The sequence below is a fragment of the Halopseudomonas xiamenensis genome, assembly GCF_014219065.1.
In the GTDB taxonomy this organism is placed as follows: Bacteria; Pseudomonadota; Gammaproteobacteria; order Pseudomonadales; family Pseudomonadaceae; genus Halopseudomonas; species Halopseudomonas xiamenensis.
In genome coordinates, this window is sequence record NZ_JACLGO010000006.1 from 104756 (window position 1) to 125155 (window position 20400).

Annotated in this window: 20 protein-coding genes; 6 read left to right on the forward strand and 14 right to left on the reverse strand. The window is 63.9% G+C overall.

From position 1 onward, the window contains the following. Nucleotides 1–11: 11 nt before the first annotated feature. Nucleotides 12–1853: a type IV pilus assembly protein FimV gene (locus tag H6X51_RS05890; RefSeq protein ID WP_185266587.1), complete on the reverse strand. Its 1842-nt coding sequence runs from the start codon at nucleotides 1851–1853 to the stop codon at nucleotides 12–14. Nucleotides 1854–2142: 289 nt separating this feature from the next. Here H6X51_RS05890 and cmoA point away from each other — a divergent pair, with 289 nt between their 5' ends. Both cmoA and cmoB read left to right on the forward strand, forming a co-directional pair. Beyond that, on the forward strand, nucleotides 2143–2883 hold the full coding sequence (cmoA, locus tag H6X51_RS05895) for a carboxy-S-adenosyl-L-methionine synthase CmoA (RefSeq protein ID WP_185266588.1): 741 nt from the start codon (nucleotides 2143–2145) through the stop codon (nucleotides 2881–2883). Beyond that, nucleotides 2880–3851: a tRNA 5-methoxyuridine(34)/uridine 5-oxyacetic acid(34) synthase CmoB gene (gene cmoB / locus H6X51_RS05900; RefSeq protein WP_185266589.1), complete on the forward strand. Its 972-nt coding sequence runs from the start codon at nucleotides 2880–2882 to the stop codon at nucleotides 3849–3851. Before cmoA ends, cmoB begins: the two co-directional genes overlap by 4 nt. A 21-nt stretch (nucleotides 3852–3872) precedes the next feature. Here cmoB and H6X51_RS05905 read toward each other — a convergent pair whose 3' ends face one another. From H6X51_RS05905 to H6X51_RS05920, 4 genes are all read right to left on the reverse strand, one after another. Continuing rightward, nucleotides 3873–4667, reverse strand: a complete 795-nt coding sequence (locus H6X51_RS05905) for an acyl-CoA thioesterase (RefSeq protein ID WP_185266590.1) — start codon at nucleotides 4665–4667, stop codon at nucleotides 3873–3875. 192 nt (nucleotides 4668–4859) lie between these two features. Next, the gene (locus H6X51_RS05910) at nucleotides 4860–5615 is read right to left on the reverse strand and encodes a hypothetical protein (protein WP_185266591.1); all 756 of its coding nucleotides are present in this window, start codon (nucleotides 5613–5615) and stop codon (nucleotides 4860–4862) included. Then, a complete protein-coding gene (locus tag H6X51_RS05915) occupies nucleotides 5602–6630 on the reverse strand; it encodes a TIGR01620 family protein (protein ID WP_185266592.1) in 1029 nt (342 codons plus the stop codon). The genes H6X51_RS05910 and H6X51_RS05915 overlap by 14 nt, the downstream gene beginning before the upstream one ends. Beyond that, nucleotides 6627–7985, reverse strand: a complete 1359-nt coding sequence (locus H6X51_RS05920; RefSeq protein WP_185266593.1) for a YcjX family protein — start codon at nucleotides 7983–7985, stop codon at nucleotides 6627–6629. Before H6X51_RS05920 ends, H6X51_RS05915 begins: the two co-directional genes overlap by 4 nt. 67 nt (nucleotides 7986–8052) lie before the next feature. On the opposite strand from H6X51_RS05920, the gene H6X51_RS05925 reads away from it, so the two are divergent. Further along, the gene (locus H6X51_RS05925) at nucleotides 8053–8454 is read left to right on the forward strand and encodes an NINE protein (RefSeq protein WP_185266594.1); all 402 of its coding nucleotides are present in this window, start codon (nucleotides 8053–8055) and stop codon (nucleotides 8452–8454) included. Nucleotides 8455–8490: 36 nt separating this feature from the next. Here H6X51_RS05925 and H6X51_RS05930 read toward each other — a convergent pair whose 3' ends face one another. Further along, the gene (locus H6X51_RS05930; protein WP_185266595.1) at nucleotides 8491–8784 is read right to left on the reverse strand and encodes a YcgL domain-containing protein; all 294 of its coding nucleotides are present in this window, start codon (nucleotides 8782–8784) and stop codon (nucleotides 8491–8493) included. Further along, nucleotides 8781–9935, reverse strand: coding sequence for a ribonuclease D (gene rnd / locus H6X51_RS05935; protein WP_185266596.1), 1155 nt, complete (start codon nucleotides 9933–9935; stop codon nucleotides 8781–8783). The genes H6X51_RS05930 and rnd overlap by 4 nt, the downstream gene beginning before the upstream one ends. A gap of 226 nt (nucleotides 9936–10161) precedes the next feature. Between rnd and H6X51_RS05940 the strand changes: the two genes are divergently transcribed. Next, on the forward strand, nucleotides 10162–11598 hold the full coding sequence (locus H6X51_RS05940; protein ID WP_185266597.1) for a methyl-accepting chemotaxis protein: 1437 nt from the start codon (nucleotides 10162–10164) through the stop codon (nucleotides 11596–11598). Nucleotides 11599–11656: 58 nt separating this feature from the next. Here the strand turns inward: H6X51_RS05940 and H6X51_RS05945 are convergent, their stop codons facing one another. Then, nucleotides 11657–11941 carry a ComEA family DNA-binding protein gene (locus tag H6X51_RS05945; protein WP_185266598.1) on the reverse strand — a complete coding sequence of 95 codons (285 nt, stop codon included), beginning with the start codon at nucleotides 11939–11941 and terminating at the stop codon, nucleotides 11657–11659. A gap of 245 nt (nucleotides 11942–12186) precedes the next feature. On the opposite strand from H6X51_RS05945, the gene H6X51_RS05950 reads away from it, so the two are divergent. Both H6X51_RS05950 and H6X51_RS05955 read left to right on the forward strand, forming a co-directional pair. Beyond that, a complete protein-coding gene (locus H6X51_RS05950) occupies nucleotides 12187–13188 on the forward strand; it encodes a response regulator (protein WP_328795625.1) in 1002 nt (333 codons plus the stop codon). Nucleotides 13189–13214: 26 nt separating this feature from the next. Then, the gene (locus H6X51_RS05955; RefSeq protein ID WP_185266599.1) at nucleotides 13215–14186 is read left to right on the forward strand and encodes a sensor domain-containing diguanylate cyclase; all 972 of its coding nucleotides are present in this window, start codon (nucleotides 13215–13217) and stop codon (nucleotides 14184–14186) included. A gap of 15 nt (nucleotides 14187–14201) precedes the next feature. Here the strand turns inward: H6X51_RS05955 and H6X51_RS05960 are convergent, their stop codons facing one another. From H6X51_RS05960 to accD, 6 genes are all read right to left on the reverse strand, one after another. Then, nucleotides 14202–15419: an O-succinylhomoserine sulfhydrylase gene (locus tag H6X51_RS05960; RefSeq protein WP_185266600.1), complete on the reverse strand. Its 1218-nt coding sequence runs from the start codon at nucleotides 15417–15419 to the stop codon at nucleotides 14202–14204. Between the two features lie 19 nt (nucleotides 15420–15438). After that, entirely contained in the window at nucleotides 15439–16944 is a 1506-nt protein-coding gene (gene purF, locus H6X51_RS05965; protein ID WP_185266601.1) for an amidophosphoribosyltransferase, read from the reverse strand. A 59-nt stretch (nucleotides 16945–17003) separates the two neighbouring features. Next, nucleotides 17004–17486, reverse strand: a complete 483-nt coding sequence (locus H6X51_RS05970) for a CvpA family protein (protein ID WP_185266602.1) — start codon at nucleotides 17484–17486, stop codon at nucleotides 17004–17006. Between the two features lie 94 nt (nucleotides 17487–17580). Then, the gene (locus tag H6X51_RS05975; protein ID WP_185266603.1) at nucleotides 17581–18174 is read right to left on the reverse strand and encodes an SPOR domain-containing protein; all 594 of its coding nucleotides are present in this window, start codon (nucleotides 18172–18174) and stop codon (nucleotides 17581–17583) included. After that, nucleotides 18171–19451 carry a bifunctional tetrahydrofolate synthase/dihydrofolate synthase gene (folC, locus tag H6X51_RS05980; protein WP_185266604.1) on the reverse strand — a complete coding sequence of 427 codons (1281 nt, stop codon included), beginning with the start codon at nucleotides 19449–19451 and terminating at the stop codon, nucleotides 18171–18173. Before folC ends, H6X51_RS05975 begins: the two co-directional genes overlap by 4 nt. Continuing rightward, nucleotides 19451–20377: an acetyl-CoA carboxylase, carboxyltransferase subunit beta gene (gene accD, locus H6X51_RS05985; protein WP_185266605.1), complete on the reverse strand. Its 927-nt coding sequence runs from the start codon at nucleotides 20375–20377 to the stop codon at nucleotides 19451–19453. The genes folC and accD overlap by 1 nt, the downstream gene beginning before the upstream one ends. Nucleotides 20378–20400 lie beyond the last annotated feature (23 nt).

The following is a 20400-nucleotide window of genomic DNA, read 5'->3' on the forward strand; positions in this document are numbered from 1 at the left end:
CCTGCCGCCTGTCAGCTGTTGCTGCCGGGGTTCGATGCCGGTGCGAAATGATCGGCAAAGCCTTCGTCCAGCTCCCCGACCTCGGGGAAGTCCTTGAGGTTGCTTTCGAACGGCTCCGACAGCGCCACCTGTTCCGCCACCTGGGGCTTGGGATTATCGACATCCAGCTGATCGATCAAGTCCCAGTCCGCATCCAGCTCGAAACTGTCCAGGTCCAGCGCAACGCTATCGGCACTCTCGTCCAGCAGCGCCGCTGGCGCTTCCTGCAGCGGCTCGACCGGGCCCGACTGCCGGGGACGCTGCTGTTCCATCTGCGGGAAGCGCGCCTTCAACTGATCGACGCGAGCCCGGTCGCCGCCCATTTCCAGCACCAGCGCTTCCTGCTCAGCGAAGGCTGTGGCATCTCCCAGCTCAGCCAGCACTGCCAGTTGGCGCTGGCGCAGGTCGACACGCTGCGGCTCGGCATTGATCGCCTTGTCCAGCAGGTCCCGCGCCTCGACCAGCCGGCCATAGGTGATGTACAGCTCGACGCCTTCCAGCGGGTCCGCGGTCTTGCTGCCGGGCATGGCCACCGGTTCGGGCGTCGGGCTGCGGAGCGCTACCACCGGCTCGGGCTCCGGGCCGCGGCGCAGCCGCAGGATGATGGTCCCGGCAATGAGTACCAGCAGGGCCAGCAGGGCCGGCCACCAGTTCATGATGGACGGCTGCGGCTCGACGGCGGGCGGTGCCAGCTCCGCCGATGGCTGCTGCGCCTCGACGGCACCCGGTACTGCCGGGCCGTCGGCATCCGGCAGCAGCACGCCCGCCTGCGCCGAGGCGCTGGAGAAACGAGTAGCTTCATCCGCCTGCACCACGGCCGGTACGGCAGCAAGCTGGGCATCCCGCGCCCGGCGCATGACATCCAGCTCCGCCTGCAGGCTGGCGATCTGCCGGTCGCGGGTATCCAGCTCCGCCAGCAAGACGTTGAAACGCGACTCCAGCACGCCCAGGCGGTTCTTCAGTTCCTCGTTTTCCAGTGCCGCGGCCTGCAAGGCAGGCTCCTCGATGCGCAGGCGATCGGATTGCCCCGCGTGAGCCGGTAACGGCGCGGCGACAGCCGGCAGTACCTCGCGGCCAGTACTGACGGGGGCCACGGGAGTGCTGCCGGCAACGCTGGCGGGTGAGCCACCGACCTGCTCTACGGTAGGCAGGATCAGCGTCCGGCCGGTACGCAGGCGATCCATATCGCCATCGACGAAGGCATCCGGATTGAGCGCGCGGATGGCCAGCATCTGCGTGCGCACCGCTACCGACTCGTCAGGTCGGGTTGCCGAGGCGATCGACCACAGGCTGTCGCCGCTGGCGGTCTGGTACTGACCGGCTCCCACCTGCGGCTGCAACGCCGGCAGGCTTGGCTGGACGCGCGGCGACGGCGCAGGCGTGGCCACCACGGGCACCGCCACCGGCTGCGGCAGGACCGTCGCCTCCATGATCGGTGTCGGCTGGTACAGGGGCGGGTCCAGCAGCAGTGTGTACTCACGCAGCAACAGACCGCCGGGGCGATGCAGCTGGACCAGGAAGTTGAGGTAAGGCTCGTTGACCGGCCGGTTGGATTCCACCCGCACCGCCAGTTGCTGACCAAGCATCACCGGCGTGAAGCGCAGGTCAGTGAGAAAATGAGGACGCTCGATACCGACCCGGGAAAACGCCTCGGCATCCGCCAGGGAGATACGCACGTCGCCGGGCTGCAGCCCTTGCGCCCCGTTCAGACTGATGGTCGCCCTGAGCGGCTGGTGCAGCGCCGACTCCAGCTGCAACTCGCCGAGCCCCAGCGCATGACTGACGCCTGCATAGAGGACTGCAAGAGAAGTCATTCCCGCGATTATCTGCCGATGGACGTCCATTTCAGCCTTCCTTGTATTGGTTGATGACTGCGGGCTTGAGCGCAGGACAGCCTGCATCAAGCCATTATTATGCCACCACATTCGGCAATGCGAATACCGACCCGGCATATTATCGTCAAAGAAATCACGAACTTCCTGGAAAAATGGAAATAAGGTCATTTTATTGACAAGCGGTAGCCCCACCAGGCGAACGCGGCTGACCCTAAAACCCACTGCATTGATGTAAAATGACGACTTTGCCGACTCAGCCGGACCTCCCATGACCGATGTAGACAAGCTGTTCGCAGCACCGCTGCCGCAGGTAAGCGACTTCGTTTTCGATCACAACGTGGCGCGGGTGTTTCCCGACATGATCAAGCGTTCGATTCCGGGCTACCCGACCATCGTGGAGAACATCGGCGTGATCGCTGCCCAGTATGCCCAGCCGAATACGCTGATCTACGATCTGGGCTGCTCACTGGGCGCAGCGACCCAGTCCATGCGCCGGCATCTGCGCAGCGAAGGTTGCCGGATCATCGCGGTGGACAATGCCGAGGCCATGACCCAACGCTGCCAGGAGTATCTCAGCGCTCAGGATTCGATGATCGAGGAGCTGGTGCCGGCCAGTGTCGTGCATGGCGATATCCTCGAACTGGAGCTGCAACCCTGCTCGGTGGTGGTGATGAACTTCACCCTGCAATTCATTGCCCCGGAGCGTCGACTGAAACTGCTGAGCAGCATCCGTCAGGCGCTACTGCCCGGCGGCGTGCTGATCCTCTCGGAAAAGTTCCGTTTCACCGAGCCGGCCGTGCAACATCATCTGGAGCAGGTGCATTGGGCCTTCAAGCGCGCCAATGGCTACAGCGACCTGGAAATCGCCCAGAAGCGCAGCGCCATCGAGAACATCATGCTGCTGGATACGCCCCAGGCACACCTCGAACGCCTGCAGGCCGCCGGCTTCAGCCAGGCCTACAACTGGTTCCAGTGCTTCAACTTCGGCTCGATAATGGCCCACGCGTGATCGACTATACCCCTCTCTATCAGACCCTGAACGGCACCCCCCTGGAGCACTGGCTGGATGACCTGCCGCTCGCGCTGCAGCAGCGCCTCGAGCAGGCCCGCCGGCATGGCGACCTGCCCCGCTGGCAGGCCTGCCTGGAACAACTGCCCGATTGCCGGCCCGGCTTGATCGACCTGCACGCTGGCGTGCGTATCGGCCAGCCCGACGAGCTGGACAGCCAGCAACAGCAGCAGCTGCTGGCGGCACTGCAGGGCCTGCATCCCTGGCGCAAGGGACCGTTCGAGCTGTTCGGCGTGCATATCGATACCGAGTGGCGTTCCGACTGGAAGTGGCAGCGGGTCGCACCGCACCTCGACCTCGCCGGCAAGCGGATACTGGATGTGGGTTGCGGCAACGGCTATCACATGTGGCGCATGTGGCAGGACGGCGCCCAGCTGGTCATCGGCGTGGACCCGAACCTGCTGTTCCTGACCCAGTTCGAAGCCATCCGTCGCTATTTGCCAGAGGCGCCGGTATGGCAGTTGCCCTTTACCCTGGAGGACCTGCCCGAACCCAGCGCCGGCTTTGATTGCGTGTTTTCCATGGGCGTGCTGTACCACCGCCGCGCACCACTGGACCACCTGCTGCAGCTGAAGGCCTGCCTGCGCCCCGGCGGCCAACTGGTGCTGGAGACCCTGGTGATCGAGGGTGATGAGCAACAATGCCTGATCCCCGAGGACCGTTATGCACAGATGCGCAACGTCTGGTTCCTGCCCTCGGTGGCCATGCTCGAGCGCTTCCTGCGGCGCTGCGGCTATGCTGATGTACGCTGTGTCGATCTGAACCGCACCAGCGTGCAGGAACAACGCAGTACCGAATGGATGCGTTTCCAGTCCCTGCCGGAGTTTCTCGATGCGGACAATCCGGCGCTGACCTGTGAAGGTTATCCGGCGCCGCTGCGCGCCACCCTGCTGGCGACGCGCCCCTGAGTCACGGAAAGTTGCGGGGGCTCAGCCGAATACGGTGACGGTCTGCCGACTGATGGCCAGCAACTGATCGTCCTGGTTCCAGATCATCGCCGAGGTATGGCCGTAGCCGTCGCGGGCGTACTCGACCTCGGCGCGGTATTTCAGCCAGCCAGTATTGGCCACCACGGGCTGCGGCTGGATGAACTCGATGGTCCAGGTCAGCGAACTGGCCGGCGCCCGCCGCTGCAGGTGCGGCAGGATCGCCGGCGGCCAGACGTCCACCAATCCCAGGATATGTCCCTCATGGATCTCGCCCTCATCCCCGGCGAAGCGCATCCAGCCACCCATTTCCCGTTTACGGCTGTTGCTGAAGGGTAAGTCACCGATACCCCAGCGGGTTTCGAAATGCTGCAGGAAGATCGGGAACAGCCCTTCGATATAGGGGACCTGGGTGCACTCCTCGGGCGCCTTGATCACCGGTGCCGGTTCGGCATCCACCGCCACCACGGATTCACGCGCAGCGCCAAAACTGCCCTGCACCACGCACATCACCTCACCGTTCTGCGTGGCCATGCCCAGCATCTGGGTCACCGCCTTGCCCTGGCGCAGCACCCGGGCCTCGACCTGCATTTCCAGCTCGGTTGCCACCGGCCCGACGAAGGTGATCGCCAACGAGCGTACCGGACGCTCCGGCCCGGCCTTGGCCCGCATTCCCTCATATACCAGGGCCGCCACCAGGCCACCGTAGCCGGCGCGCCCCTGAGCCCAGTCGGCGGGCAGGGTAATGCTGTTGTCAGCAGAATCGGCAAGGGCAGCGAGAAGGTCAGCAAAAGTCATGGAATTGTCTCGTAAATCAGGATGTTGCCATCATATGGTATCCACCGGGCCAGACAACCCCGGCGCCAACGCATCATGGCGATGAATAGTTGGTCATGCCACCTCCGTCCGGTCCCGGCGCCTGAAACAATACGGGATCGCTCTGACCTCGTCATCCTTCGCGCAGGCGAAGGATCCACCGACCACTCCGAGTCAACCGGCACATCCTGGATCCTTCGCCTGCGCGAAGGATGACGGTGAGGAGAAAGGTGGCGGTGTCATGCGAACAGCATTACGGCGCAGGCCGCAGATCCAGCCCAGGGCAAACCAGCCCGGAGGGATATCCGGCCAGTCATCCTCGCCCAAGCCGGCCAGGTCGAAGCCCGGAACACCCGCACGAGCCAGCAACCGTTGCTGCCACCAGAGCAGGCAGGCACCAGCGCCCGGCGCATGCAGGTTGGCCATGTCGGTACGCAGGCGCATCGGCAGAGACTCGAACAACAGCGCATCGATAGCCGGAAAGATCTTGCGCTCGTTGTCCAGATAGGCGCTGCGGGCAGCCGGTTGCAACTCCAGCAACCGGGCGAGGATTTCCAGCTGGGCAGCGTATTCGTGGTGGCTGTGCAGCGGGTCCAGACGCTGGCGCCAATCCAGTTGCTGGCGCTCCACCGCCTCGGCCAGAGTCAACGCTCCTGCCGCTGGAGCGTCCAGCAGGCTGCCAAGCAACTGGCGTTGCTGCAGCGGTAAATCCTGCAGCAGCAGGACCAGTTCTGCGGTGCTGGAGCCAGGCTGTGGCTGCCAGCGGCTGGCATTGCCCTCGGCCAGTTGCCCTGTACGCTGGCAGCGCGCCGCCCAACCGGCCGGCAGCAATTGCTCGCGCAGCGCCAGCCAGTGCTCCTGCAGCTTGTCCTTGCGTCCGTTGAACCAGCGCTCCAGCTGCCAGCGCCGGCGCGATTTATACCCGGCCATCCGCTACCCCACCCAAGCGTTCCCTGATGCCCTGGATGATGCCGCGATTGTCCTCCGCCAGCACCTCCCGGTTGGCAAGCGGCACCGCGCGGCACAGGTCCAGGGTGAAATGCCCGAGGCGCGCACTGTACAGCCCTACGCCCACCCCCTGCCCGACCCGCGCCGCCAGTTTCTCCAGTACCCCGGACAACAGACTGTCGCTGAGTGCGCCTATGGCCATTTCCGTTCCTCCGGCCAGGGCGATATTGCGCAACACATGCCGGGCCAGCCGCCAACTGCTCAACTGGCTGATCGGCAATCCATAGCATACGGCGATACGCTGCATCATGCGGATATTGCGCCACACCACCAGCAGCAGGTCGACGCTTACCCAGGGGCTGGTCGCCACCAGCAGGCCGGTGCCTACCGCGTCGCGCTGCAACAGACGCCGTGCCTGCAAATCCAGCGGCTGATAGAACAACAGGTTCAGCCGCCGGCTGACCTCCTCGGCGCTATGTGATACATCCAGATCGGCACAGGCGGCATGCAGTCGCGCCGCCAGCGGAGTGTCCTGATACAGCGCCTGCAGTCGCTCCAGCCAATCCACCGCCAGACGCTCACGCGGATCGGCCAGCGCCGCCTGCATCTCCAGTCGCAGTTGCTCAAGATCGGTCAGACGCGCACGCTGCCGGCGGATATCCACCCAGGCCTTGAGCCCGGTACCGGCCAGCGCCAGCCCGAGCAGACCGGCCAGGGTCCCGGCCACCGGCTGCCAGTTCCAGGCCGCCAGCGTCCACTGCCCCCACTCATATGCTGCTGTGCCGAGCACCACTGCCAGCAGCAGCTTGCCCAGGCGGCTCGGCCAGCGGCTGCGCGGCGGTGCATTGAGCAGCCCTGGCTCGGGCAGCTCGGCGGTCACAGCCTGCTCACGGCCGCTGAGCGTGGCCTGGCCGAGGATGCGGGTACGCTGCAGTTCGTCCTCGCCCGGCGACTCGCTCAGGGTTTCCAGGATGCGTGTCTTGTGCTGCTCACTCATAGCGCATGGCCCTCCACCATCCAGCCGATCAGCTCGTCCATACGGTAATGCGGGAACGGCTCGTTACGATGCAGCCCGGCCGGCGGGCGCAGGTCCAGCAGCTCCGGGCCGCTGACCTGCAGGTCCAGCGGCAGGTGCTCGGGTATGCCGCCTGGTTGGTAGCGCACCCAACCACTCTGCCCCTGCAATCCGGCAACCAGCGCGTCACCCTCCTGCCGCGTCGCCCGTACCGCAGATAGCGGAAACCCCCGGACCTGGACGCCGCCATGACGTACCTCGGACAGGCTGTCGGTCAGCAGGTCCTCGAGACACTGCTGCACCGCCCGCTGCTGGGCCGGCGCCACCTGGTCGACCTTGGTGGCGCAGACCGCCAGGCGGCTGATGCGCGGTTGCCAGAAGCGGCTCAACAATGTGTTGCGGCCATGCCGGAAGCTCTGCAGCACTGACTCCAGCGCCGCCTTCAGGTCCGCCAGCGCGGCCTGCCCGGCATCCATCGGCGCCAGCATGTCGACCAGTAGTATCTGCCGGTCCAAGCGGCTGAAGTGCTCATCGTAGAAGCCCTTGGCCACGTAGTCCCGGTAATAGCGAAAGCGCGCCTCGCACTGACTCCACCAACTGCCCGCCTCACCCTTGGTGTGGCGGTTGGCCGCCAGCAGTGGTACGAACAACAGCATCTCGGCGGCAATCCCACTGCCAGGCAACAGGAAGCGCCCGGGCTGGTTGCGCGACAGCCCCGCCTCATGGCGGCTGCGCTGCAGGAATTCGGTCCAGGCGGCCGTCAGGCGCTGCAGTTGCTGCGCATCCTGCGGCGCCAGCGGGTCGATCGACGCCAGTTCGTCGCGCAGCGGCCCGGCAATGCTGCGCCGCGGCTCGGCATCCAGCCAGGCGCGCATCTGTTCGCACCATTGGCCGTAATCCAGCTCCAGCAATGGCAGGTCGAGCAGCCATTCGCCCGGGTAGTCGAGTATTTCGATGCGCAGCGAGCGGCTCTGCTGAACCCGTTTCAGCAGACCGGTCTGGCGAAAGCGCAGATCAATGACCACCCGCGACAGATCCCGGGTGGAGTCCGGCCAGCGCGCCGGCTCCCCCGCCAGCGCCTCCAGCGCCTGCAGATAGGCGAACGGCTGCTCGACACCGTCACGCTGCCAGCGCACCGCCTCCAGCCGGTCGAAGGGCGCCCGTCGCGCCAACAGGCCGCGTTGATGGTTCTCGAGCTGATTGATCAAGCCGGTGATGAAGGTGGTCTTGCCCGCCCGGCTGAGCCCGGTTACCCCGACCCGTAGCTGCTGGGTACCCAGGCTCACCGCCTGCTGCCGCAGTTGGGCGAACCACTGCGGGTTTTTAATTCCTGCCATGCAGGGCACTCCTGAGGTCATTCATGGTCTATGGGCAGTATTGCACAACCGGGACAGAGGATATCCAATGGCATACGCAGACACACACAGCAAGGCGATAGGCTACCTGCTGTGGATTTTTGGCTTCATGGGCGCCCATCGCTTCTATTACGGCAAGCCCTGGACCGGCACCCTGTACTTCTTCACCCTCGGCCTGTTCTTCATCGGCTGGATCGTCGACCTGTTCCTGATCCCGTCCATGGACAGGCAGGCCGACCAGCGCTTTCGCAGCGGACGGATCAACTTCAACCTGACCTGGATCCTGCTGACCTTCCTCGGCATATTCGGCGCTCACCGCCTGTACATGGGCAAGTGGATCACCGCGATCATCTACTTCTTCACCGGCGGGCTGTTCCTGCTCGGCGTGCTGTACGACTACTGGACGCTCAACGAGCAGATCTCGGTGAAGAACATGGAGAAGGCCTGGTAACCGGGGGCTGCAGCGCCCCACGGTAACCCCCGTACATCAAACCGGATCGTTGCGCGTCAACAGCTCATCCGGCAGATGCACGATCCAGTCTTCCTGTTGTGGTGGCATCTGCAGGTGGTAACCCTGGTTCTTCAGGTTGTCCAGCACCTGCAGGATGTCCTCCCTGGCCAGCTTGCGCTGCTCGGTCAGCACCATGTCCATGGCATGTTCGGGCTTGCCGAAGAGTTTCAGCAATGCTTCCGGCACGTCGCTGACGCCCTTTTCCCGCGGTACGTACAGATACATGCCCGGCTTGCGTGGGCTGCGGTAGATCGAGCACAACACCTTCATGCGGAGACCTCCTTGCTGGAGAACTGGTTGGCCAGCGCCAGCAGTTCCTCACCCATCAGTTCGCGCCGCCAGCCGGTCAGCTCCTCCGGCAGGCGGTAGGGGCCGCAGGGATAGCCGGTGCGGACCATGGCTTCGAGCACCTTCTTGCGCAGCATGAGTTCGCTGGCCATGCCCAGGCGCTCGGCGTGCCGCTGCCCGACCTTGCGCAGGGTCTTGAGCAATCGGTTGGCGTCGGCCGGCAGCGGTTCCGGCATTGGCTGCGGCCACTGCGCCGGCGGTACCGCCTGGCCCTGGCGGATCAGGTCGAGTATCGCCTGGCCATCCTGGCGCACGGTGCGCGGGTGCATGTCATCCAGGCGCGCCAGGGTCTGCAGCGAGTCGGGCTGACGCTGCGCCAGCGGGCACAGGGTGGCTTCGCGCACCAGGCGATTGCGCGCCACATCCCGCTGCCGTGCCGCACGCTCGCGCCACTCACACAGCACCTGCAGGATGGCCAGTTCGGCCGGCTTGAGCCGCCAGGCCTGCTTGACCCGGCGATAGGCCTGCTCCGGCTCCACCATCACATGGGCCGAGGCTACCAGCTCGGCGGTGTCCTCCAGCAGCCATTCGGTCTTGCCTGCCGCGGCAATGCGCGGTGCCAGCAGTTGGTAGATCTGCGCCAGATGCACGGTATCATCGGCGGCATATTGCAATTGCCGGGTACTGAGCGGGCGTTGCAACCAGTCGGAACGGGTCTCCTCCTTGGGCAACTCGATACCCAGCAGATCGTTCACCAGCCGTGAATAGGACATGGAGAAATCCATACCCAGGTAGGCAGCCGCCAGTTGCGTATCGAACAGTGGCGCCGGCAATGCGCCACACAGGTGCTGGAACACTTCCAGATCCTCGCTGCAGGCGTGCAGCACCTTGACCACGTCCGGGCTCTGCAGCAGCGCCACCAGCGGCGACCAGTCGGTGATGGTCAGCGGATCGATCAGGAAGGCGCGCTCACCATCACCGACCTGGATCAGACCGGCGATGGGAAAGAAGGTTTCGGTACGGACGAACTCGGTGTCCACCGCAACGAAGGGTAACTGCAGCCATTGGCGACAACAGTCCGCCAGAACGGAGTTCTGATCGATGATGAGAGGTTGAGCCTCGGTTGGCGTCATAAAATATCGGTTCCTTAACTGGGCCTGGCAGCCCCCAAGGCGAAGTATAACCGAGCAGCTTTGTGCCGCGGGCTGCAACTTTCGCCCAATGTGCACGACCGCCGTTTTTTATCGGCATGGCACAGCGCCACAGGTATTTCATCAAACAGGGTCAAGATTGACGGCTGTCAACCGATACAGAGCCAGAGGACATATAATCTGCACGGTCGCGACACTAGGAGCCCACATGGAGTTTTTTCAGCATCTGCAGCTCAAGTACAAGTTCTGGGCTGTCAACAGCGTCACCTTTGTCAGCACCATATTGCTGGTATTGGTCGCTCTCTGGGTGGAGCAGGACCGTATCCATCTGGTACGCCAGGACCTGGCGCGGGACATGATCCAGCTCTCCTCCACCAGTGCTGCTCCGTCCGGGCTACGCTGGCTGACCTCGACCTCCGCCGGCAGCCAGGCAACCGGCTCTGCACGTTGGATTCCGGCAAGCGAACTGGGTATTGCCGCTGCCGACGAGCTGACCGGTGCCTGGTCGCTGCAGAGTGAAGGCCAGCCCCGCTTACTGGCGGTGGAACGACAGCAGTACCTGGCCTTGCTGCTTGAGCGGGCCCCGCTGTATGCGCTGGTGGTGCTGGTGCTGATGCTCGGCGTGCTGGCCGTTTCCCAATTGTTGATTTCCTTCATCACCCGCAATATCCGCGCCCTGCGCGATGTCATGCTCACCGTCCAGGAGACCGGTGACCTGACCCTGCGCGCCAAGGTGGGCTCCCGTGACGAAGTCGGTGCCATGGCCCAGGCGTTCAATGCCATGCAGAGTGCCCAGCAGGAGGTGGTGGGCACCGTGCGCCTGGCCGCCAGCCAGCTGGAACAGGGTACCGATGAAATGGCCCGGCTGATGAGCGGGGTCAAGGACGGTATGGTGACCCAGCAGGGCGAGACCGATATGGTCGCTGCTGCGGTCAACGAGATGAGCGCCACGGTTCAGGACATCGCCGGTAACACCGCAGTGACCCGCGATCAGTCGAGCCAGGCGGATGCCCTGGCCCGCGAAGGTCGCGATCAGGTGGTACGCGTCAGCCAGACCATTACCGGTCTGGCCGCCAGCATCGAACGCTGCACGCGGCATATGCAGACACTGGAAGGCCACAGCCAGGAAATCAGCGGTGTGGTCCGGGTGATCCGCGACATCGCCGAGCAGACCAACCTGCTGGCGCTCAATGCTGCCATCGAGGCGGCGCGGGCCGGCGAATCGGGTCGCGGCTTCGCCGTGGTCGCCGATGAGGTGCGCGCGCTGGCACAGCGGGTGCAGAACTCCACCGATGAGATCCAGCGCATGATCGAGGCGCTGCAGGGCGGCACCCATGATGCGGTGGCGGACATGCAGGACAGCGCGCGGCTGACCCATGAATCGGTCGAGCAGGTGGAACAGGCGGGGCATTCGCTGACCGACATCACTACCTCGGTCAGTCAGATCAGCAATGGCAACAGCGAGATTGCCTCAGCGGTGGAACAGCAGAGTGTGGCCGCCGAAGCCATCACCCAGAGTGTCATTCAGATCCGTGACGTCACTGAACAAACCGTGATGCAGACAGTGCAGAGCGCTACCACCAGCGAGCAGCTTGCCGCACTGGCACACCAGCTCAATGCGGCCGTCGGTCGTCTGAAGACATGAAATGAGGGGGCTGCAGGTATCGCAGGCGTAGCGCAGGGGCGCTACCCCCCCAGGATGTTTACTCCAGGATGATACGCTCGCGGTTTCTTTCAATGGTCGCCGGGCCTATCCCCTTGACCACCTGCAGTTGCTCGACCGACTCGAACGAACCGTTGTCCTGTCGCCAGGCGACGATTGCCTCGGCCTTGGCCAACCCGATGCCCTTCAGCGTTTCGGCGATTTCCGCGGCGCTGGCGTCATTGATATTCACTGTGACCAGGGGCTCGGCGGTCGTCTCGGCAAACACCGGCATGGCGAGCCAGGCGGACAGACTGAGCACTACAGCAGCAATGATGGTTTTCATGGTTTCTCTCCTCGTTGAATTGGATGCACCGCACATCAAGGGAGAAAACCTCAACCAAATCGACTGACAACGCGCTTCCCTGCGGCGATGTTCAAGCTAGCGACAAGCTCAAGGCAACGAAAGCCGAGAATGTCGGATATGTGAAAAATGTCTCACAATCAGGGCAACTGTCATCCAATCAAGGTGGCATATTGCCTCACCTGGTGTCATTATGCCTTCAGGCAGGGATACCAAGAGGATAGTCTGTGGAGGATGCCATACCGCTGCTGGTATGCGACGACTCGAACATGGCTCGCAAGCAGCTGATTCGCTGCCTGCCCGCCCACTGGCCATTCCAGATCAGCCAGGCCGACAACGGCCTGGCCGGGCTGGAGGCGATTCGCGCTGGCCGTGGCCAGATAGTCCTGCTTGATCTGACCATGCCTGAACTGGACGGCTTCGGCCTGCTCGCACGCCTGCGCGAAGAAGGCCTCCAGGCCGATGTCATCGTGGTCTCCGGCGACGTCCAGGAAGAAGCCATACGCCGGGCCAAGGCCCTGGGTGCGCACAGTTTCATCAAGAAACCGGTGGACCCGCAGAAGCTGGAAGCCGCCCTGCTCGGCCTGAACCGGATGCGGCCGCCGGCCTCCACGGGTGCCCTGTCACCGCCGCACAAGCTGCCGTCGGTCAACTTCCGCGATGCGCTCCGCGAAGTGGCGAACATTGCCATGGGCCGCGCCGCCGAGCTGCTGGGGCGGGTGCTGGATGTGTTCATTCGCCTGCCGATACCCAACGTCAATATCCTCGAAGTCGGCGAGTTGCAGATGGCACTGGCCGATGCCCAGGGCAACCAGCGTGTTTCGGCAATCTGCCAGGGTTATATCGGCAGTGGCATCGCCGGGGAAGCCCTGCTGATCTTCCACGACTCCGAAATCAGCGATGTGGCCAGCCTGCTGAACAATCGACTGGACAGCAGTTCGCGCCTGGAGCTGCAGCTGGACCTGGCGACCATCATCATCGGTGCCTGCCTCAATGGCTTGTCCGAACAGCTGGACATGCAATTGTCCCAGGGGCATCCACTGGTACTCGGGCAGCACTGCACGATCGATGAGCTGATCCGCCTCAATCGCCCGCGCTGGAAGCGGACCCTGGCGGTGGAGATCAGCTATGCCCTGGAAAACCACGACATCCAGTTCGACCTGATGCTGCTGTTCACCGAGGATTCGGTGCCCAAGCTGCAGCAGCGGATCGAGCTGCTGATCAACTGACACCCTGCGCGAGACGATGAGCCACCATGTCCAACCTGTTTGATATCAGCGAACTGCACTGGCTGCTGGATGTGGTCCAGAGCATTGATGTCGGTGTGGTGGTACTGGACCGGGACTATCGGGTCCAGGTCTGGAACAGCTTCATGGAGAATCACTCCGGCAAGCCCGCCAGCCAGGTCGCCCAACAATCACTGCTCGAGCTGTTCCCGGAGATCGACCGCACCTGGTTCACCCACAAGGTCGAGACCGCCCTGCTGCTCGGTACCCGGGCCTTCACCATCTGGGAACAGCGCCCCTGGCTGGTGCGCTTCCAGAGTTATCAGCCGATCACCGGGCAGGCCGACGAGATGTACCAGAATGTCACCATCCTGCCCCTGCGCACGGTCAGTTCCAGCTCCGACCACGTCTGCCTGATCATCTACGATGTGACCAACGTGGCGATCAACAAGCTGCAACTGGAAACGGCCAATACCCAGTTGCAGGAGCTGGCACTGCGCGACGGCCTGACCGGCCTGCTCAACCGGCGTCACTGGGAAAGCTGCCTGGAACACGAATTCGCCCGGCATACCCGTTACAGCAGTCCGGCCAGCCTGGTGATGTTCGATATCGATCATTTCAAGTGCCTGAACGACACCCACGGTCACCGGGCCGGTGATGAGGTCATCCGCCGCGTCGCCGAAATAACCCGGCAGATGGCCCGTGAAACCGATTATGCAGGCCGCTACGGCGGTGAGGAGTTCGTCGTGCTGCTGCCCGATACCGGCCTGCAGGGCGCCGGCCAGTTCGCCGAGCGCCTGCGCAGTGGTATCGAGCGGTTGAGGATCGACCATGAGGGGCAGACGCTGTCGTGCACCATCAGTGTCGGCGTGGCCTGCCTGCGAGCAGATATGCCGGGCTATCCCATGCTGATCGAGGAAGCCGACCGCGCCCTGTATCAAGCCAAGGCCGGAGGCCGCAACCGCATCACGCTGAGTGAAGCCGGGGAGCGAATCAGCTAGCTCCCCAGGGCCTACTCAGCCGCGAGCGGCATCCAGTCCGCGCTGCAGATCGGCACGCAGGTCGGCGACCTCCTCCAGACCGACCGCCAGGCGAATCAGCCCTTCGCGAATGCCCGCCGCTTCTCGGGTTTCCGCGCTCAGGCGGCCATGGGTGGTACTGGCCGGGTGCGTGATGGTGCTCTTGGCGTCACCCAGGTTGGCGGTGATGGAGAGCAGGCGGGTGGCATCGATGAAACGCCATGCTGCCTCACGACCACCAGCCACCTCGAAACTGACCACCGCACCAAAGGCCGACTGCTGCGCCTTCGCCAGCTCGTGCTGCGGGTGGCTGGGCAAGCCGGCGTAGTAGACCCGCTCGACCTGCGGCTGCTGTTCCAGCCATTCGGCCAATTGCAGCGCTGCCGCACAGTGCGCCGCCATGCGCAGGCGCAACGTCTCCAGCCCCTTGAGGAATACCCAGGCGTTGAATGGACTCAGACTCGGCCCGGCGGTACGCAGGAAGCCAACCACCTCCTGCATGTGTTCCTTGCGGCCAGCCACCACCCCACCCAGGCAACGGCCCTGGCCGTCGATGTACTTGGTGGCCGAGTGGATGACGATATCCGCTCCCAGGTCCAGCGGCTTCTGCAGCGCCGGGGTACAGAAACAGTTATCCACCGCCAGCAGCGCGCCCTGCTCCCGGGCCACAGCGGCCAGGCCGCGGATATCCACCAGTTCGGCCAGCGGGTTGGAAGGCGACTCGACGAAGAACAGCCGGGTGTTCGGCTTGCAGGCCGCTCGCCACTGCTCCAGGTCGGCCAGGGTGACATAGTCCACCTCGACCCCGAAGCGCTGGAAGTACTTGTCGAACAGGCTGACCGTAGCGCCGAATACGCTGCGCGATACCAGGATGTGATCCCCGGCGCTGCACAGGCTCATCACCGTGGCCAGGATGGCCGCCATGCCGGACGCCGTGGCCACCGCCTGCTCGGCATTCTCCAGGGCAGCAATACGCTGCTCGAAGGTACGCACGGTCGGGTTCATATAGCGGGAATAGACATTGCCGGCGCGCTCGCCAGCAAAGCAGGCGGCGGCATCGCCGGCACTGCGGAATACGTAGCTGGAGGTGAGGAACAGCGCTTCGCCGTGCTCGCCCTCAGGTCCGCGCTGCTGGCCGGCACGTACCGCCAGGGTATCGAATCCCGCCTCGTCCAGATCGCTGTCCAGCCGCCCCGCTTGCCATTCGGATGTCATGTGCGCCTCCCCGGGCCAATCAGTTGTTGTGCAGGCCGATGACCGCGTTGTCGACATTGGTCAGCGCCTTGGCTGCGTCGTTGCGCGATTGCTCGATCCGGCCCAGGTACGCCTCGTTGATATCACCGGTCACGTACTCGCCGTCGAAGACCGAGCAGTCGAATTCGGAGATCGCCGGGTTGCCCTCGCGTACCGCCTCGACCAGGTCATCCAGATCCTGGTAGATCAGCCAGTCGGCACCGATCAGCTCGGCCACCTCATCGGTGCTGCGGTTATGCGCGATCAACTCGTGGGCCGAGGGCATGTCGATGCCATAGACGTTGGGGTAGCGAACCGCTGGCGCCGCCGAGCAGAAATAGACATTCTTCGCTCCGGCCTCGCGGGCCATCTGGATGATCTGCCGGCAGGTGGTGCCGCGCACGATCGAGTCATCTACCAGCAGCACGTTCTTGCCGCGGAACTCCAGTTCGATGGCATTGAGCTTCTGGCGCACCGACTTCTTGCGTGCGGCCTGGCCGGGCATGATGAAGGTACGGCCGATGTAGCGATTCTTGACGAAGCCCTCGCGGAACTTCACGCCCAGTCGGTTGGCCAGCTCGACCGCCGAGGTACGGCTGGTATCCGGAATCGGAATGACCACGTCGATGCCATGCTCGGGGCGCTCACGCAGGATCTTCTCCGCCAGCTTCTCGCCCATGCGCAGGCGCGCCTTGTACACCAGGATGCCATCAATCATGGAATCCGGGCGCGCCAGGTAGACGTGCTCGAAAATGCATGGTGCGTACTTGGGATTGTCGGCGCACTGGCGGGTGAAGAGTTCGCCGTCCACGGTGATGAACACCGCTTCGCCGGGGGCCAGGTCGCGGATGGTCTCGAACCCCAGCACGTCCAGCGCGACGCTTTCCGAGGCGATCATGTACTCGACGCCACTCTCGGTGTCACGCTTGCCATAGACGATCGGGCGGATGCCGTTGGGATCGCGGAAACCGACGATGCCATGGCCGGTGACCATGGCCAGTGCCGCATAGCCGCCACGGCAGCGCTTGTGCACCGCGCGTACGGCCTTGAAGATGTCTTCCTCGGTTGGCTTGAGCTTGCCTTCGCCGGCCAGCTCATGGGCGAATACGTTGAGCAGCACTTCCGAATCGGAGTTGGTGTTGATGTGACGCAGGTCCGACTCGTAGATCTCCTTGGACAGTTGCTCGACATTGGTCAGGTTGCCGTTGTGCGCAAGAGTGATGCCGTAGGGCGAGTTCACATAGAAGGGCTGTGCTTCGGCCGAGGTCGACGAGCCGGCGGTCGGGTAGCGAACGTGGCCCAGGCCCATGTTGCCAACCAGCCGCTGCATATGGCGCTGATGAAAGACATCCCGCACCAGGCCATTGTCCTTGCGCAGAAACAGACGGTCATTATCGCAGGTCACGATGCCGGCGGCGTCCTGGCCGCGATGCTGCAGGACGGTCAAGGCATCATAGAGCGCCTGATTGACGTTCGACTTGCCTACTATGCCAACAATGCCACACATGGCTAATCACCTTCTTTCGTTGAAATGGAAAACACCGGCAGCGGTGGAACGCACCGGCATCAGCGACCGAAGAGCCCGAGAATGAGATTCTTTGACCAATCCGCCACAAGGAGAAAATGAGGAATAAGCGTCGATTCGCGCCACCAGGTGTCTGCCTCCACCGGAGCCAGGCTCAGCAGGCCGACGGCCACGACCACCAGCAGCGCACCACGCGCCGCACCGAAAACCATACCCAGAAAACGGTCGGTACCGGTCAGCCCGGTCACCAGGACCAGTTGCCCGATCAGATAGTTGATCAGACCACCGAGAATCAGGGTCAGCACAAACAGAATGGCGCAAGCCGTAATGACACGAATGGATGGTGTGTCGATGTAGTCGACCAGCAGATCCGCCAGCGCGCCACCGAACAGCCAGGCCACCAGCCCGGCGATAACCCAGGTCAGCAGCGACAGCGCTTCCTTGACAAAGCCCCGGGTCAGACTGATCAGAGCGGAGACGGCAATTACAGCGATTATCGCCCAGTCAACGCCGGCTAGTGTCACGGTCAGGCACCCAATAACGAAAAGCGTATTCTACCAGAGGCAAGTACCACATCGAAACAGGCAATCTGCGCTAATGGCATCCATGCCGTATAGCTCAACGCGCCCCGGTACTGTCGTCATGGGCCACCACCAGCCCCTTGCTCTTGTGCCGCCGTTCCAGCTCGTCACGCACCCGGGTAGCGCCATCGCGGTTGGCCAGGGGGCCGACATAGACGCGCACTATGGTCTTGCCGCCCGACTGCGCCGAGCGTGTATAGGCGTTGTAGCCCTGGTCTGCCAGAGTCTTGCGGAAGCTCTCGGCATTCTCGGTACTGGAGAAGCTGGCCAGTTGGATCACCCAGCCGCCGGTCGCGGGCGCCGGCTCGCTGGTCGTCGGTGCCGGCTCGGCTGCCGGCGGCCTGGTGACAGGCTCGCTGGCCGGTGGCGCAACGGGTGCGCTGACCACGGCCGGGGGCACATCGTCCTCCACCGCGGGCGGCGGAATCTCCGGCACCACTGCCGGCTCGGGAAGCGTCGGCGGCAGCGCCGCGACAATCTCACCCTCGGACGGCACCGGCATGGCGGGCACCTCCACTTCGACCTGTACGGTCTCGTCCTGTCCGGATAGCAGCATCGGCAGGAATATCACCGCCGCCACCACCAGCACCAAGGCACCAATGATGCGCTGCTTGAGGCCTTCGTCCATCATTTGTCTCCGCTGGTTTGAGCATTCAGCCAGAGTATGGCCTCAGAGACACAGAAAAACGACCCGAAAATAACGATTTCCGCGTCACCGGGAGTATCATCCAGCTGCTGAGCGATAGCCTCACCTATGGAGCTGCAGGCACGGGCCTGCTCACCAGCGGCGCCCAGCTCCCGGGCAAGGGACTCGGCATCGCGGCTGCGCGGGCTCGGCAGCGGTGCTACCGCCCAGGACTGGAAATGGCCCTGCAGCGGCTGCACGATACCCGGCAGATCCTTGTCCGACAGCAGGCCGAATACCGCATGCCGGCGACCCGGCTCGGCCTGCAGGTGCGCGGCCAGAAAGGCTGCCGCCTGCGGATTGTGCCCGACATCCAGCAGCAGCCTGCGCGCCTGCCCCTTCCACTGCACCAGCCGCTGGTCCAGGCGCCCCGGCACGAACGCGGCCACCAGGGCAGTGCGGATCTGATCATCGGGCATGTCCAGGCCAGCTGCCCAGAATGCCTGCAGCGCCGAACACAGGTTGTCCCGCGGCAAACGCACCGGCGGCAACTCGATGTCCCGACGCTGGCGACCATCGTTGCCGAACAATCGCCATGCGCCCTGTGCAGCCGGTTGCCAAGCATAGTCCCGGCCGCGCTGCAGCATGCCGACCTCGAGCCGCCGTACCTGCCCGACAAAGCGTGGTGGCAGATCGGTTTCCGAGCATACCAGCGGGCGCCCGTGGCGCAGGATGCCAGCCTTCTCGTAGCCCACCGAGTCGCGTGAATCACCCAGGTAATCGCTGTGGTCCAGGCCAATGCTGGTGACCACCGCCACATCGGCGTCGACGATATTCACCGCGTCCAGGCGTCCACCCAGCCCAACCTCCAGCACCACCGCATCCAGTCCGGCACGCTGGAACAGCCATAAGGCGGCCAGCGTACCGAACTCGAAGTAGGTCAGGGAAATCTCCGCCCGGGCCTGATCTATGGCGGCGAACGCCTGGCACAGGTCAGCATCGCTGACCGGCTGGCCATCGATGGTGACGCGTTCGTTGTAGTGCACCAGGTGCGGTGAAGAGTAACAGCCGCTGCGCCGCCCGGACTGGCGCAGCAGGCTGTCCAGGGCGGCGCAGGTCGAACCCTTGCCATTGGTTCCGGTGACGGTGAAAACCAGCGGCGCGGGCGTGGTGATGGCCAGGCGCGAAGCCACTTCGGCGACCCGCCCCAGGCCCATGTCGATTTCCGCCGGATGCAGCCCTTCGAGCAGCCGCAACCAGGCGGCCAGGTCCAGGTCACGCATCAGGGCTGGCCAGCCAGTTCCTCGGCTGCGCCCGGCACATCCAGGTCACCCATGTCGCTGACAACCGGCGACGGCTGGCTGGTCAGCATGGCCAGGATAGAGGCCAGACGGTCACGCATTTCCGCGCGCGGAATGATCATGTCCAGGGCGCCGTGCTCCAGCAGGAACTCACTGCGCTGGAAACCGGCCGGCAGCTTCTCACGCACGGTCTGCTCGATCACCCGCGGGCCGGCGAAACCGATCAGCGCATTGGGCTCGGCCACGTTGAGATCACCCAGCATCGCCAGACTGGCCGAGACACCACCGTATACCGGATCGGTCATCACCGAGATGAAAGGGATGCCCTCTTCCTTCAGGCGTGCCAGCACCGCACTGGTCTTGGCCATCTGCATCAGCGAGAACAGCGCTTCCTGCATGCGTGCACCACCGGACGCGGGAAAGCACACATAGGGAATGCGCTCGCGCAGGGCAACTTCGGCGCCGCGCACGAAGCGCGCACCCACCACACTGCCCATGGAGCCGCCCATGAAGTTGAACTCGAAGGCACTGGCCACCAGCGGCATACCCTTGAGATAGCCCTGCATCACTACCAGCGCATCCTTCTCACCGGTTTCCTTCTGTGCCGCAGTCAGGCGATCCTTGTATTTCTTGGTGTCGCGGAACTTGAGCTTGTCGACCGGCTCCAGTTCAGCGGCGATCTCGCTGCGGCCATCGGCGTCCAGGAAGATGTCCAGGCGACGGCGCGCATTGATGCGCAGGTGATGGCTGCATTTGGGGCAGACATCCAGATTTTTTTCCAACTCGGGACGGTACAGCACCGCGTCGCAGGAGGGGCACTTGCGCCACAATCCTTCGGGTACACTGCTCTTCTGCGCCTCGGAACGCACGATGGAAGGAATCAGTTTATCCACCAGCCAGTTGCTCATTGCCAATCCTTATCTGTTGTCTG

Coding starts and splice junctions, on each gene's coding strand:
- H6X51_RS05890 (WP_185266587.1), bottom strand. CDS start 1,853: ATGACTTCTCTTGCAGTCCTCTATGCAGGCGTCAGTCATGCGCTGGGG.
- H6X51_RS05955 (WP_185266599.1), top strand. CDS start 13,215: ATGTCCAACCTGTTTGATATCAGCGAACTGCACTGGCTGCTGGATGTG.
- accD (WP_185266605.1), bottom strand. CDS start 20,377: ATGAGCAACTGGCTGGTGGATAAACTGATTCCTTCCATCGTGCGTTCC.
- H6X51_RS05945 (WP_185266598.1), bottom strand. CDS start 11,941: ATGAAAACCATCATTGCTGCTGTAGTGCTCAGTCTGTCCGCCTGGCTC.
- H6X51_RS05905 (WP_185266590.1), bottom strand. CDS start 4,667: ATGACTTTTGCTGACCTTCTCGCTGCCCTTGCCGATTCTGCTGACAAC.
- H6X51_RS05975 (WP_185266603.1), bottom strand. CDS start 18,174: ATGATGGACGAAGGCCTCAAGCAGCGCATCATTGGTGCCTTGGTGCTG.
- H6X51_RS05930 (WP_185266595.1), bottom strand. CDS start 8,784: ATGAAGGTGTTGTGCTCGATCTACCGCAGCCCACGCAAGCCGGGCATG.
- cmoA (WP_185266588.1), top strand. CDS start 2,143: ATGACCGATGTAGACAAGCTGTTCGCAGCACCGCTGCCGCAGGTAAGC.
- H6X51_RS05940 (WP_185266597.1), top strand. CDS start 10,162: ATGGAGTTTTTTCAGCATCTGCAGCTCAAGTACAAGTTCTGGGCTGTC.
- H6X51_RS05925 (WP_185266594.1), top strand. CDS start 8,053: ATGGCATACGCAGACACACACAGCAAGGCGATAGGCTACCTGCTGTGG.
- purF (WP_185266601.1), bottom strand. CDS start 16,944: ATGTGTGGCATTGTTGGCATAGTAGGCAAGTCGAACGTCAATCAGGCG.
- rnd (WP_185266596.1), bottom strand. CDS start 9,935: ATGACGCCAACCGAGGCTCAACCTCTCATCATCGATCAGAACTCCGTT.
- H6X51_RS05915 (WP_185266592.1), bottom strand. CDS start 6,630: ATGAGTGAGCAGCACAAGACACGCATCCTGGAAACCCTGAGCGAGTCG.
- H6X51_RS05960 (WP_185266600.1), bottom strand. CDS start 15,419: ATGACATCCGAATGGCAAGCGGGGCGGCTGGACAGCGATCTGGACGAG.
- folC (WP_185266604.1), bottom strand. CDS start 19,451: ATGCGTGACCTGGACCTGGCCGCCTGGTTGCGGCTGCTCGAAGGGCTG.
- H6X51_RS05910 (WP_185266591.1), bottom strand. CDS start 5,615: ATGGCCGGGTATAAATCGCGCCGGCGCTGGCAGCTGGAGCGCTGGTTC.
- H6X51_RS05920 (WP_185266593.1), bottom strand. CDS start 7,985: ATGGCAGGAATTAAAAACCCGCAGTGGTTCGCCCAACTGCGGCAGCAG.